At 31.7% G+C, this 12,832-nt stretch carries 15 protein-coding genes; 5 read left to right on the forward strand and 10 right to left on the reverse strand.

All coding sequences use genetic code 11. The annotated features are described in order from the left end of the window. Positions 1 to 19: 19 nt before the first annotated feature. Positions 20 to 1,129, forward strand: coding sequence for a DUF2920 family protein (locus CWR45_RS06010; RefSeq protein ID WP_115748948.1), 1,110 nt, complete (start codon positions 20 to 22; stop codon positions 1,127 to 1,129). A gap of 764 nt (positions 1,130 to 1,893) precedes the next feature. Here CWR45_RS06010 and CWR45_RS06015 read toward each other — a convergent pair. The 5 genes from CWR45_RS06015 to pseB are packed head-to-tail and all read right to left on the reverse strand — an operon-like array spanning position 1,894 to position 6,139. Then, complete coding sequence (locus CWR45_RS06015; protein ID WP_115748949.1) at positions 1,894 to 2,424, reverse strand: GNAT family N-acetyltransferase; 531 nt, start codon at positions 2,422 to 2,424, stop codon at positions 1,894 to 1,896. 2 nt (positions 2,425 to 2,426) lie between these two features. Further along, a complete protein-coding gene (locus CWR45_RS06020) occupies positions 2,427 to 3,509 on the reverse strand; it encodes an N-acetylneuraminate synthase family protein (RefSeq protein ID WP_115748950.1) in 1,083 nt (360 codons plus the stop codon). Continuing rightward, entirely contained in the window at positions 3,487 to 4,383 is an 897-nt protein-coding gene (locus tag CWR45_RS06025; RefSeq protein ID WP_115748951.1) for a dTDP-4-dehydrorhamnose reductase family protein, read from the reverse strand. Before CWR45_RS06025 ends, CWR45_RS06020 begins: the two co-directional genes overlap by 23 nt. After that, positions 4,380 to 5,117, reverse strand: coding sequence for a cytidylyltransferase domain-containing protein (locus tag CWR45_RS06030; RefSeq protein ID WP_115748952.1), 738 nt, complete (start codon positions 5,115 to 5,117; stop codon positions 4,380 to 4,382). Before CWR45_RS06030 ends, CWR45_RS06025 begins: the two co-directional genes overlap by 4 nt. A 50-nt stretch (positions 5,118 to 5,167) precedes the next feature. Beyond that, positions 5,168 to 6,139 (reverse strand): UDP-N-acetylglucosamine 4,6-dehydratase (inverting), encoded by a 972-nt coding sequence (gene pseB, locus CWR45_RS06035; protein WP_115748953.1) that lies wholly within the window; start codon positions 6,137 to 6,139, stop codon positions 5,168 to 5,170. Between the two features lie 244 nt (positions 6,140 to 6,383). Between pseB and CWR45_RS06040 the strand changes: the two genes are divergently transcribed. Further along, positions 6,384 to 7,271: a methyltransferase domain-containing protein gene (locus CWR45_RS06040; protein ID WP_115748954.1), complete on the forward strand. Its 888-nt coding sequence runs from the start codon at positions 6,384 to 6,386 to the stop codon at positions 7,269 to 7,271. A 247-nt stretch (positions 7,272 to 7,518) separates the two neighbouring features. Beyond that, entirely contained in the window at positions 7,519 to 7,653 is a 135-nt protein-coding gene (locus CWR45_RS20290) for a hypothetical protein (protein WP_281271833.1), read from the forward strand. A gap of 434 nt (positions 7,654 to 8,087) precedes the next feature. Here CWR45_RS20290 and CWR45_RS06045 read toward each other — a convergent pair whose 3' ends face one another. From CWR45_RS06045 to CWR45_RS06065, 5 genes are all read right to left on the reverse strand, one after another. Next, complete coding sequence (locus CWR45_RS06045; protein ID WP_115748955.1) at positions 8,088 to 8,378, reverse strand: hypothetical protein; 291 nt, start codon at positions 8,376 to 8,378, stop codon at positions 8,088 to 8,090. Continuing rightward, positions 8,362 to 8,757 carry a hypothetical protein gene (locus CWR45_RS06050; RefSeq protein ID WP_115748956.1) on the reverse strand — a complete coding sequence of 132 codons (396 nt, stop codon included), beginning with the start codon at positions 8,755 to 8,757 and terminating at the stop codon, positions 8,362 to 8,364. Before CWR45_RS06050 ends, CWR45_RS06045 begins: the two co-directional genes overlap by 17 nt. Then, positions 8,754 to 9,764 (reverse strand): hypothetical protein, encoded by a 1,011-nt coding sequence (locus CWR45_RS06055; RefSeq protein ID WP_147294825.1) that lies wholly within the window; start codon positions 9,762 to 9,764, stop codon positions 8,754 to 8,756. The genes CWR45_RS06050 and CWR45_RS06055 overlap by 4 nt, the downstream gene beginning before the upstream one ends. A 358-nt stretch (positions 9,765 to 10,122) precedes the next feature. Next, positions 10,123 to 10,890 carry an ATP-binding cassette domain-containing protein gene (locus tag CWR45_RS06060; RefSeq protein WP_115748958.1) on the reverse strand — a complete coding sequence of 256 codons (768 nt, stop codon included), beginning with the start codon at positions 10,888 to 10,890 and terminating at the stop codon, positions 10,123 to 10,125. A gap of 188 nt (positions 10,891 to 11,078) precedes the next feature. Beyond that, on the reverse strand, positions 11,079 to 11,342 hold the full coding sequence (locus CWR45_RS06065; RefSeq protein WP_115748959.1) for a hypothetical protein: 264 nt from the start codon (positions 11,340 to 11,342) through the stop codon (positions 11,079 to 11,081). 684 nt (positions 11,343 to 12,026) lie between these two features. On the opposite strand from CWR45_RS06065, the gene CWR45_RS20455 reads away from it, so the two are divergent. Further along, positions 12,027 to 12,194, forward strand: coding sequence for a hypothetical protein (locus CWR45_RS20455; protein ID WP_425453599.1), 168 nt, complete (start codon positions 12,027 to 12,029; stop codon positions 12,192 to 12,194). Continuing rightward, entirely contained in the window at positions 12,169 to 12,732 is a 564-nt protein-coding gene (locus tag CWR45_RS06070; RefSeq protein WP_281271836.1) for a cell wall-binding repeat-containing protein, read from the forward strand. Before CWR45_RS20455 ends, CWR45_RS06070 begins: the two co-directional genes overlap by 26 nt. The last annotated feature ends 100 nt before the right edge of the window (positions 12,733 to 12,832 follow it).

Raw genomic sequence — 12,832 nt, forward strand, 5'->3', positions numbered from 1 at the left:
ATGAAGGGAATTTATTATTTTGGCAAAGGAAAATCATATCAATATCCCCGCACATTATAATATTTACACTGGTGAGAATACCAATCGTAATTTAGATATCTACTTTTCAGAACCTGAATATGGTGTGAATAAAGAAACGGGTTTATTATTGTTGATACCTGGATATGGTGCACATTCACAGTCAAATGTTTATAAGAAAATGCGATTAGAATTTGCGGATAAATATAATTTAATTGTGATACAGTGCGATTATTTTGGCAGTGAGTTTATGCAGACATCAAATAAAATAAATTTATCTTTTGATATTAATAATTACCGTAATTTGCTTTCGGAAGGTGATTTTAAAACTTTAAAGAATGGGTCGAAAAATTTTAATACGGTCATTGGCATATTATCAAAGTATTCCAGTATGCTACAAGCAACAGAGATATTAAATGAAAATAAACATCAGTTTAATGATATGGGCTTTATGCAAGCAATGGATTTATTAACTGCGTTATTTGCCGTTAAATTGATTTTAGATGATAATCAGCTTGTCTATGATGAAAATAAAGTAATCGCTTATGGTCATTCACACGGTGCTTATTTGGCTTACTTATGTAATAGATTGGCACCTAATGATTTTACATTCATAGTTGATAATTCTGCCTGGCTAAATCCTGTCTACTTAACTTCATCACGTTATTTAAATCAGACTTATGGAAAAATGGTTTTGCAAACACGTTTTGACTATTTTGCTAGGAAATTTGATTATGATAAGTGTATTCTGGATTTACATAAATTGTATGATGGGTTTCAAAATAAAGCTGTGATTTGGTCTTATCAGGGTGTAGCAGATAATTTAGTTGACTATAGGGAAAAGGAAAGATTTTGTAGTAGTATTGATAATGTTACTTTTCACCTCATCGATGAAGAAAAAGTGGATAATATAAAGTACTTTTCGGCCGGACACGGTTTGAATGCGGACTTTTTAAATCTTTTTGATTACACTATGAGAAATGTGGAATTGAATTTTATGCCTAAGATAAATTCAATCAATATTGTACCTACAACAATAGTGCATAGAAATATTAAATATATAGTGGATTTTCGCCAGGGACTTCCAGTGTTGAATATAGCTATAAATTGAATTCTTCTAGTGAACTTTTATAAGAAATTGCCTTATAAAGTAATCAACTCCTGTTTCTTAAATGATTACTGGGAGATAATTTTCAGTTTCACCTTATAAGATAAATATTATTATAGGCATGCTCAAATACCTATTGTATAAGAGCATGCTTATAAAAAATCGAAAACCATTTATTTCTCGAGTAAAATATGAATTTCAGATGGAAAGTTTGCTTCGTCAAATACTAATTGCAATTAATCTAAGATAGGGAGAAATTTATCATTGAAATACTACTCAGTTACTTGTGGAGTATTATTCCTTATTTTAGGTTTGTAAATCTAAATAAGTGTTCTAAAACCCCAATCATGCAAAAAACTTTAGCTGAACAGTTTCTTAAAATGTCTGGTAGATCATTTAATTGAGTAAACTCAATTAAAATTCGTGTTTCAGAGAATTCAGATCTCCTAACGTTATCAAAGTCAAGATCCTTTATAGATGTTAAGAAATATCCTGAACCTGTACCAATGTCAAAAAAGGATAATTGTGAGGTTTTCTTTATCTTTTAGACAATCAATTAAAAAGCTAGCTTTTGGTGGATAAATCCTATTTACTCTTTCATTATAACTTTGCTTGTCTTCTTCTGAATAATTTACTGAGGAGTATGCACAGGCGGTTTATGTAGATGAAATTACTTCATACTCTAACTTTTGCTGCTTCATATTATATAGACTCCTTTAATATAACTTCTATAGGACATTAAAATAGTGTCAAACTAATCGAACAGACTATTGTAATACCGATGTATTAATTTTCCCAAAATACAAAGAATCAACCCACTGGCCCTCAGTCCAGTGAGTTTCTTTCAAAGTTCCTTCTAGCTTGAAATTTAAATTTTGAAAGAATGCTTTCTTTTTATCATCTATCGAATAAATTTCTGCCCATAGTTTATGTAAATTTAACTCCTCATATCCATACTTCTCCATTACTTTGGCTGCATCAACTGCAAATATTTCATCAATGTATTTACCATCTTTACCGATATATATTGAGAAATCTGCATTTCTATTTATCCAGTCAATATAACATAGACCACATGCACCTATTAATTCACCAGTATCTAATGCTGTTATAGCAAACATTCTTGTGTTCGGATCGTTTAGAACATATTTCTCATACCATTGAAGTTGATTATCATAATTTAATTCCCTGTACTCTCTAAAAAATAATCGAAAATCGGGTTTATTCCGCCATTCTAATAAAGTTGATAAATCGCTTTTATCAATTGCTCTTAGACCAACAAATTCTCCAATCAACATACTTATTTGCCTCCAATATCATCTTTGAATATTACCTCTCCAATGTCTTTGTTTTTATTTACTGGCTTTCCGATAATTTGTTCTTTTTCGTATGGGAAGTAAGCATTTGGTGGAGCTGGTCTTAGGAATTCAATATCAAGCTCATTGATAATATCTCCAGCAGACATATCTCGTTTTAAATAAATTGCTCGACGTTGAATAATAGCAGTTTCCTGCTCATTTTTCTCAACAGTCTTGATTCCATTTCCAAGTGAAAATTCTAATTCTCTAGATCTCTCAACCATCTCTCGCCAACTATGCGGATTCATTGAAAAGGGGTGATCTGGCCCATTTCGATCATTGTCATCTGTAAAATGTTTTTCAATTACTCTTGCACCAAGTGCTAGCGCTCCTAATACAGTAGCGTGTCCTGGGGTATGATCTGATAGTCCGAGAATCATATTTGGATACATAGTAGCATATGTTTTTAGGACATTTAGGTTTATAAATTTAAAATTTTCAAGGCTACCAGTGTAATTAGTATTACATTGCATTAAAACTATTTGTTTATTATGCCTTAATATAGTCTTTACAGCTCTTTGAACATCGGGAAAGTCTGATGCACCAGTGGCTAGTAAGGTAGGTTTACCTTTTTGGGATACAAATTCTATGAAATCAGTCCAAGTTATATCGCCGGATCCAATTTTGTAAGCTGGTAAGAAATGATTAATCTGATCTACAGCTTCATAATCATATGGCGTTGTGAAAAAATCAATTTTTGCTTTCTGTGCCTCGTTAATCAGTTCTTTATTCCAATCTCTATTAAATTCAGAGACTTTAAAAACTTCATACACGCTTTTTCCCCAACTTGATTGATGACTACTTTGATTATCTAATTGCTTAAAACCCTTATCACTAACAATTTTATCTGCTTTAAAGTGCTGGAATTTTACTGCATTAGCTCCCGATTCTTTTGATAACCAAATTAATTCTTTGGCCCTCGATAGATCCCCATCATGGTTTGAAGCAATATCAGCAATAAAATATGCGGGGTCATTAATCGAAACCTTTGTAGATCCTATTTTAATTTGACTTTTGTAGTTCATAAAATGCACCTTCTTTATACTTTTTAACTAATTTTAGTATTACCTCTTCAGATGTGGGGATTGTATGATTTTTAAGATAGTAAGTTAGCTTGCCAATATTTAATCCTAAAGACTCTGCCCTAGTAATTTCTTTTTCATTTATCATTTCACCCTTGATGACTAAATCATTGTATCCTAAGTGTCGAGCAAAGGAATGAATAAATTCATATTTGGAAATTACATCGTAAGAAGCTATATTAAGTATTCCTGTGACTCTATAATCAATTAATTCTCTAAGAATTTCAGCAAAACTGTATATATCAATACTTGATGTATAATAATTATCGAAACCAGTAATCGTTTGATTAGTCTCTAATGACTTTACTATCCACTCTATAAAGGTTGGTTGATTGAGTTTATTTCTGAACCCTAAAATATTTGTGCGTATAACAAGGCTATTTTCATAATTTAGAGCGAATATTTCGCCAGCGTATTTGGTACGTGCGTACTCGTTTAATAATCTAACTTGATCCAACTCATTATGTTGTTTGATATTATCGTTCGTATAATAATGATCTGTTGATATTTGGATATAATAGCTGTTCACATTCTTGCAGGCTAAAGCGATAAATGCAGGAATACGAGCATTTATAATATATGCCTCACCTGGATTTTTTTCACAATATTTTAGATTAACTATTGCAGCACAATTAACAACTACATCTGGTTTTTCCTGTTCAATAATTTTTATTATCTGTTCACCTTCAAATAGTAGATCGAGTTCATAATCACTCTTATTTCTAGCTACAGTTATGATATTTAGTTTTTCTTTAGTAAAGTGAGTAAATAATGCTTTTCCAAGCATTCCATTTGCTCCAACTAGTAAAATTTTCATAAATTATCCCTTAATTCTTTTTGAACAATATGTTTGTTAATATCTATTAAATGTGGCTGATTTTGCATTTCTTCAATAATGTCATTCAATGTAAATAAAGGATTAACAGGATAAAGTTCTTTGATAAGAGTAGAAATAAGTTCGAAATCTTCTTCGGTATCTACAGTCAATCTGTACTTACTAGTATCTGGCTTAGAAACGAACTGCCCTATGCTGTAAAGATTAGGATTCAAATAAAAGTAGGGTGTAACATGTTCCTTTTCATAATCCTCACTTGCTTTTAAGTAAGCAGCTTCTAAATTATCCATTGAAAAGACTTCGGTGTCCATTCCCCTTGGAAATGATCTGATCTGTGTATTAGAAACATAATCATAATTATTATCTAAATAGAATTTAATGATCTTATCAATAACTTTAGGATCAATAAGGGGGCAGTCAGATGTCATCCGAACGATAATGTCAGCATGATGCTTTTTGGCTGTCTGGTAATATCTTTCTAATACGTCTTCTTCCGAACCTTGATAAATAGTGATGTTTAAATCTCTACATAAATCAACAATCGGTTGTTCTGTACCATTATTAGTGGTTGCAACAATAATTTGATCTAGTCGTTTAGACCTCTTCACTCTCTCAAGTTGATATTCAAGTAATGTAGTACCATTTACTGTTTTCATTACCTTGCCAGGTAATCTAGTTGAAGTCATTCTGGCCTGTATTATACCTATGACCTTCATTAAATCCCACCTCAAAATTTTATAGTGATTTATCAATTAGGGAAAGCTTATTACATGGTGTCAGTAAGATTTCTTAGTTGTTCAACAGATAACCAATCATCATTAGTATTACTTTCATAACTAAATCCGTCCTCTAACTCTCTTCCACCATGCCCAAACTCAGATTTCCACCATGGAAACTCTGGCTGGATAATATAGTAATCACCCATATCTAAAGTCCTTCTTGCATCATCCACTGTAATCATCGCTTCATGTAATTTCTCGCCAGGTCTAATCCCGATGAATTCCATTTGACATTCTGGAGCAATTGCTTCTGCAAGATCTGTCACTTTCATACTAGGAATTTTAGGTACAAATAATTCCCCACCATGCATTCGACGGAAATTATCAATAACAAATTGCACACCTTGGTCTAATGTGATCCAAAATCGTGTCATGCGCTCATCTGTAATTGGAATTGTGCCAGTTTCCTTTATCTTCTGGAAAAATGGTACAACACTTCCGCGACTACCAACCACATTGCCATAGCGCACAACCGCAAAAGATGTATTTTTATCTCCTGTATATGAATTTGCAGCTATAAATAATTTATCGGACGCCAGTTTAGTGGCACCATATAAATTTATTGGGCTACAAGCTTTATCTGTACTTAATGCTATTACTTTCTGAACACCACAGTCAATTGCAGCCTCAATAACATTATGCGCACCATTAATATTTGTTTTGATAGCTTCTAATGGGTTGTATTCACTTGCCTCAACATGCTTCATAGCGGCAGCATGTACAACATAATCAACATCATCAAACGCTCTATATAAACGATCCTTATCCCGCACATCGCCAATGAAAAAACGCATTCGCTTATCCGTAAACTCTTGCTTCATTTCATACTGCTTCAGTTCATCACGACTGAAGACAATTACTTTCTTTACATCATAGGAAAGGATCTTTTTAATAAATTTTTTACCGAAAGATCCAGTGCCACCAGTAATAAGTATCGTTTTACCTTGGAATTCATTCATTCTGATTACCTTCTTTATCTTGGATTCTATTATATTTATATGTATTATTAGTATAGCAGATTTTGTCGAGGTTACTGTTTTATTATCGGTTGGAAATGGTTGGATTTGAAGTCGAAAACGTTTGATAGGAGTTATGGATTTAATGATTTTAAATAATATAATGGTTAAAAGCTGCTAATTATATTTTTAATCCTAAGGAATATAAAACTGTAATCTCATTTCACTAAATAATTGGAGGATGAAAATGGAGAAGCTAAAAATATTACAAAGAATAAACGAGTTATATGCAAATAACCAAAATATAATCAAATATTTAAAGGAATTAGATGGTAATGAGCGTAATGCAATAGAAGATATATTAATCAGTTATGATTTCCAATCAGGTACTTATATTGAGAGTTATAAAACTAATCCTATTCAGAAGGATGAGTATTGCAATCAACTTGCCAAAATATTAAATCAATTAGAATATAGGTCTTTATTAGAAGTAGGAGTTGGTGAAGCGACTACACTGGGCCCGTTACTTCAAAGGTTAGAAGTAATTCCTGATAAATGTTTCGGATTTGATCTATCTTGGTCCAGGGTAAAATTTGCTAATAATTTTCTAGGTGAATTAGGATATGAAAATGTAGAATTATTTACAGGGGATATGTTTGATATTCCATTAAAAGATAACTCAATTGATATTGTTTATTCTTCTCATTCCGTAGAACCGAATGGAGGTAGGGAAAAAGAAGCACTGGAGGAGTTATACCGGATTACCAACAAATATTTAATTCTATTGGAACCTTCATTTGAATTTGCAAATGAAGAAGGGAAAAGTAGAATGCGTGAACACGGTTACGTTACAGAATTATATGCCACAGTAAAGGACCTTGGTTATGAAATTATTGAACATCGATTGTTTGAAGTTAGTTCAAATCCGTTAAATCCAACTGGGTTAATGATTATTAGAAAAGAAAGTGATGAGGAAGTGTTAGAGCCGTTATGTTGTCCAGTAACTAAAACTGACATTATTAAGACAGAAAGTGCTTATTTTTCATCTGAAAGTTTACTTGCTTATCCAGTGATTCAAGGAATTCCTTGTCTTTTACCGCAGAATGCCATTGTAGCTACAAAGTTTTTGGTTTGAATTATTTGATATGTTGAAAAAAGGGAATGTAAAATATAACAGGGAGGATAAACATCCCGGTTATTTTCTTAAGTGTGTCAGGCATGCGCATATTCTCTAGGGTTGAAGTCCCGAACCACGAAAGCAGTAGTAGTGGTTAGCTCAAGACAAGGTTGTCAAGGGTGATCTAGTATCTGAAGGCAGTTGGCTGCAAATCTCCTCCTCGACTGAAGCAGTACTCGCAGCGAAGGAAGAGAGTACCATATTATTGGTGCATAACCAAGTTCCAGCTGCACTATCAAACTATATTAAGAAACAAAAAGCAGATAGTCTTTCCATCTTTGGTGGAGAAGTAGCTGTAAGTAGAGATGTGGGGAATGCATTAAGAAAGTTATTGCCATAACATTTTAATAAACTCAAATAGAACCAATCTGCACCTCGAATTGTTAACAAACTATCAATTGGAGGTGCAGTTTAATTATGAGAGGTATTATTACATATGCGATGAATTCTCAAAAGGGTTTTTGTATAGGAAGAAAATATCTCCGAGCAGTGAGTGGGGGAAATGTGAATCAATTAGCCGCGTTATTTTCAATTCCTTAGTGAGCTGGATTTTCACTGAAGGAGTGAATATATAGTATAGAAATCAAATAACAAATAACCTGATTTACTCTAGATAATTACGAAAAACTTCAGTAATATCTTGTTTTCTAGTACATTCACGATTTTCTACTGTAAATCGGTATAGGGAAGACCTCTTGTATGACTATTTTTACCTGGAAAAGGCCTTCCTTTTTAATCGTCATTTGCATAATAATTTATACACTTTCCCTTGCTTTAATTGCTTCCTTCAGAAACTGTCTTCCTTAATCCCAACAAAAACCTTATCGTAAAATGAATGATTAATCCCACCATAAAGGCTAATAAACACCCAAAGAAGGTTGCTTCTGTAGTAAATACCGTATCTTTGACCTCGATGTTGTATAATTTGAGCCCAAATAGTGTTGGGGCTGCTATTAAATTTGAAAAACCTAATAACAATAGAATAATAGGTGCAATAAATACTGCCAGTACGTATAAGAATGTTACACTTAGGCCACTTGAAATAGCTTTAAATACTTTTGCCATTACGCTCCCTCATTTCTTTTAATATATTTATTATGTTCCTTCCATCAGGTAGTTTAGGATGTAGCATTAATAGATTCCCAAAAGATAATAATGTAACTAAATTAGTAAATTGATTATCAATAATAGTAACCACTATCACGGATACCAAGATCGGAAATAAAGAACCACAAATCGCAACTATTAAATTCTTATAATGTTTATCAAATTTTTCATGATTAACATAAAAGTACTTTGCATTGATTTCTATACTGAAATAATAGAACGGTCGCTTTTCTAAGACATTAAATACTATTATAGGAATAATATGACCTATTTCATGAACAATAAGAACAAGTAATGTAGCTGAAATTAAAATAACCATAAACGTTAATAGGCTCATTTCAATATTGGTCTCCTTAAATAAATTGTTTCAATGATTAAAAACATTAATACTGAGAGTGATATATAAGTAAACTGTACAAGTATCTGGTTATTAAATAGTTGTTTTATTAATATGTCAAAAGTATTTATGATTAGTAGAAGGAAAATGAGTATATATATCTTATTTAATTCAGTAATTTCAATTACGAAACCTACCAATGTTGATACCATTGTAACAAACCCTATAACGATAAAAGTTTCCAGTATCCCAAATATCTCCATTCCAGTTAAAAAGTAACTAATCGTTATAAATAAAAAGTATGTGAGACAGTTTAAGATATAAATGAACAATATTCTTGAAAGAAAATAGTGGTATTTCCCAACATTCATCGTATAGATTGCTTCCTTATATTTTCTAAAATGAATACCAATACTTAAGGGCAATAATAAAATGATTTCTTTTAGACCAAAGTTTATTACTACTGAATAAATCATAGTAAAATTAATTAAATCTAAATAATAATAGAGACAAATAACAATAACTAATAAAATGATGAAGAAAAAGCTTTGCTCTTTAAACACTTGATCACGAAAAAAATAGATTGATTCTAATTTACTTTGAAGCAGAAACTTATTCTTATAATTTAATTTCTTACTTGTATATTTTTGTGAAAGGTTACCAGCATCCTTTTGCATAAATGTTTTAGTGAGGAATTCTATTGAAAATCGTACAAAAACATACGTAATCGCAATACCAAGTAATAAAACTGCAAGTACATGCAGTAGAGTTCTTCCCACTAAAAATGTTCCAAGAAAATCAATCAAATAAATTATTCCAGCAACTATCGTTATTTTAATTATTGTATTTAACCAAAACTTTTCTTTCACACCCGTAAATTTTATTGTAAAAATGTTAATGGCCATCCATAAAGTAAATGATAAAAAGTAACTAATAGTAAATGACATAAGTAATAATAATACGTAAAAAAGATTAACAGTGTAACCTTTTACAAGAATACCTACCATTATCGGTATTGCTATTAAAACCAGAACAGAAAAGTAAAAAGTGAAGGGTAAAACGATTCTGCTAAAAATAATTTGGTGGGCTTTTATTTTTGTATTTAAATAGAAAAACACAAATTCATCAGCTTTAAAACTATTTCTTGACATTATTACAAAAAAAGTACTAAATATTATGCTAACCTTAACCAAATTTATATAAATTTCACTTAGATCTAACTCCATATTTATTATCATCTGGATTGTTAGCGCTCCGCTTATCACATAGATGGCCAATAGGCCTAATGACAGTAAGATAGAGTGGGATAGATTATTAATTAAAAGATGTCTTATTCTTGCTGTAAATCTGGAAAATTCTACTCTTTTAACTGCTTGATATATTAAGTTCATCTAGCAACCCCTCAATATATTTATAATAATCTTTATTTACTTGGGTGTATAAATCCTCTAACAAAATATTGCCGAATTTACTTTTCACTTCTTCTTTCGTACTATTTAATTTAATCGATCCGTCTCTTAATATAATAATATTATCAAATAAGCCTTTACCGAAATTTAAGTCATGTGTGGAAATTAACACTCCCACTCCTTGGGCTTTTAACTTCTCTAATACTCTTTTTAAAGTAATTATCATATCAGGGTCTAGCCCATTTGTAGGTTCATCAAAAACCATAAAATTAGTTTTTCTGGATAATTGAGAAACAATTTGGGTTTTCTTTTTATTCCCGTGTGAGAGGTTCCTGATAGGCACATTTAAATACTTATCAAGATTAAAAATTTGGATCAAATGATTTAAATAAGTATCATTTGTTTCGCTGTTGTTAGTATATTTTATCAGCTGGAAATATTCTGTTGGCGTTAAATAATCTAATAGAGAAATATTATCTGGTAAATAGGCAATTTGATTTTTGAAAAAATCAACATCATCTAGAGATTCAAAAGATATTTTACGATTATTTAAATTAAGATCTCCTTCAAATTCTGTAAGTCCAAACAACGATTTAATAATTGTTGTTTTACCAGCACCATTATGACCTAATAGAAGATTAATCGTTCCAGGCTTTATGTTTATTGGAATATCAGCAAGTTCAAAAGAATTATATTTTTTATGTTTAATATATAAAGAAATCATATTTACGCTCCTCGAAGCAAGTTTATAATGCTGCTTTAATTTTTCAGCATCTGAAGATCCTCGCTTAGCTTAATAGTAGATGCAGGGGAAATCTGCAACACAGTGTTTATGTAAGGTAAATATTTGAAAGGTACAAATGCTATTATTTAGGGCTTAGGATTGCTAGACAATCCTAAGCCCACACATTTTTACTTACAATAAACAGAAAGTGATAAAGGCCCTAATTTAAAATCTCCACCATATTCGGCACCATTACCATATTTTTGACATACCCACATTAGTAAGGCGATACCTACAATAGCAACAACTAGGTATACAACAACCCACCAGCCTGCGTTTTTTTGCACATTATTAGAAGACGTTATTTCTTGATGTACGTTTATAACTCTATTAATAAAAGACAATAATGCAGTATATAAAACTATGGATGACTTATTTACAGCAGCAGTCATTTGTTTCACCTCCTTTCTTCTTAATTGAGGGTTCCGATTTTCTATGTCTTTCCGAGTTAACTGGGAGCTCAACTAAGTAATTTATTGTTACATCCATAAGGATGAGAACAAACGATAAATTGACCAGATACTCTTACTGAAAAAGATTGATATGGTAAAATTACAGCAAGGAAAATACTAGTCAGTCTTGTACTAAACTTGATAGTGGTTAATGTAGGTTAAATTCCATGATGAAGTTTATGAAGAATATCGTGAAGTTTATTAAAAGGGATTAAATACTATTTTCAGACTTATCATAGTTTATTAACGAAATTGAATCAATGAGCCAATAGAATGAATATTTATAAATTTATAGTAATTTAGTGTTATCTTTCTGAAAATTGTTAATTTAGGGATGAAATTATGTCTCTTTGATTACTTAAAATGGTAGACTTAGGGTACGCTTAGCTTGAATCTACTTAAAAATTATAAATAAAAATACCATTTTTAACGCTTATTTCGATTTATTGATTTAGTCTATTCTTATTCCCTTATCAAGCCAATCTAGTAAATGCATCCTATCTTCTAATCAAACCTCTGACCTAACAATGTTGCGGATTAAACAAAAAATAATTCTATAGATATGCATGTTCCTTTAATAGTAGATATATAGTATGATATTGTTGTAATTTTTTATAAAATTTAATAAGGACAGCAAATGTAGCAAAGGGACATTATTCAAAATCGATCACACTTAAAAACGGTAAAAATGAAATAACAGTAACTGCGGGAGATAAAGCAGGAAATGTGAGTCAAGCAACGAAAGTGGTTGTTAAAGCACAATTAGATCGTATCAGGATATTCCAGATATGACACTGCCATTGAAATTAGTCAACGTGGTTGGACATCTGCAGAAACAGTTATCATAACACGTGGGGATAACTTTGCAGACGCATTGGCAGGAGTGCCGCTCGCACATAAATTAAAAGCACCAATCCTTATGACGCCTGGTAATAAGCTCTGGGATAATACATTGAAAGAGATTAAACGACTTGGCGCGAAGAATATTGTAATACTCGGTGGAGAAGTAGCGGTAAGTAAGAATGTTTCAAATGCACTGGAAAAATCCGGACTTAAAGTACGACGAATTTCGGGACATTCACGATTCGATACAGCTGCATTAATTGCTGCTGAAGTAGCACCTAAGGGAACTAAAAAAGTAGTAGTAGCAAATGGAATGGATTTCCCAGATGCATTATCTGTAGCATCACATGCTGCGAAGAACGGTATGCCAATTCTATTAACACAGGCGAATAAGCTTCCAGATGCAACTAAAACTAAAATCAAACAGCTGGGTGCAAAGGAAACAATTGTAGTCGGCGGAGAAGTTGCAGTATCAAAAAAATGTTGAAAAACAGCTCCCTAAGACAGGTGGTTACCCCTAAAAGTTAGAGTTTTATTATGCAGCTGATTGGCTGGATTGAGTTCGGTATTCGACTGGACTTAATCCA

The organism is Oceanobacillus chungangensis, from assembly GCF_003369565.1.
In the GTDB taxonomy this organism is placed as follows: Bacteria; Bacillota; Bacilli; order Bacillales; family Amphibacillaceae; genus Oceanobacillus; species Oceanobacillus chungangensis.

What these genes read in the sequence shown, in the direction of transcription:
- CWR45_RS06015 (WP_115748949.1), bottom strand. Translation starts at nt 2,424, where the DNA reads ATGTTGATTGGAGAATTTGTTGGTCTAAGAGCAATTGATAAAAGCGAT.
- CWR45_RS06020 (WP_115748950.1), bottom strand. Translation starts at nt 3,509, where the DNA reads ATGAACTACAAAAGTCAAATTAAAATAGGATCTACAAAGGTTTCGATT.
- CWR45_RS06025 (WP_115748951.1), bottom strand. Translation starts at nt 4,383, where the DNA reads ATGAAAATTTTACTAGTTGGAGCAAATGGAATGCTTGGAAAAGCATTA.
- CWR45_RS06030 (WP_115748952.1), bottom strand. Translation starts at nt 5,117, where the DNA reads ATGAAGGTCATAGGTATAATACAGGCCAGAATGACTTCAACTAGATTA.
- pseB (WP_115748953.1), bottom strand. Translation starts at nt 6,139, where the DNA reads ATGAATGAATTCCAAGGTAAAACGATACTTATTACTGGTGGCACTGGA.
- CWR45_RS06040 (WP_115748954.1), top strand. Translation starts at nt 6,384, where the DNA reads ATGGAGAAGCTAAAAATATTACAAAGAATAAACGAGTTATATGCAAAT.
- CWR45_RS06045 (WP_115748955.1), bottom strand. Translation starts at nt 8,378, where the DNA reads ATGGCAAAAGTATTTAAAGCTATTTCAAGTGGCCTAAGTGTAACATTC.
- CWR45_RS06050 (WP_115748956.1), bottom strand. Translation starts at nt 8,757, where the DNA reads ATGAGCCTATTAACGTTTATGGTTATTTTAATTTCAGCTACATTACTT.
- CWR45_RS06055 (WP_147294825.1), bottom strand. Translation starts at nt 9,764, where the DNA reads ATGGTAGGTATTCTTGTAAAAGGTTACACTGTTAATCTTTTTTACGTA.
- CWR45_RS06060 (WP_115748958.1), bottom strand. Translation starts at nt 10,890, where the DNA reads ATGATTTCTTTATATATTAAACATAAAAAATATAATTCTTTTGAACTT.
- CWR45_RS06065 (WP_115748959.1), bottom strand. Translation starts at nt 11,342, where the DNA reads ATGACTGCTGCTGTAAATAAGTCATCCATAGTTTTATATACTGCATTA.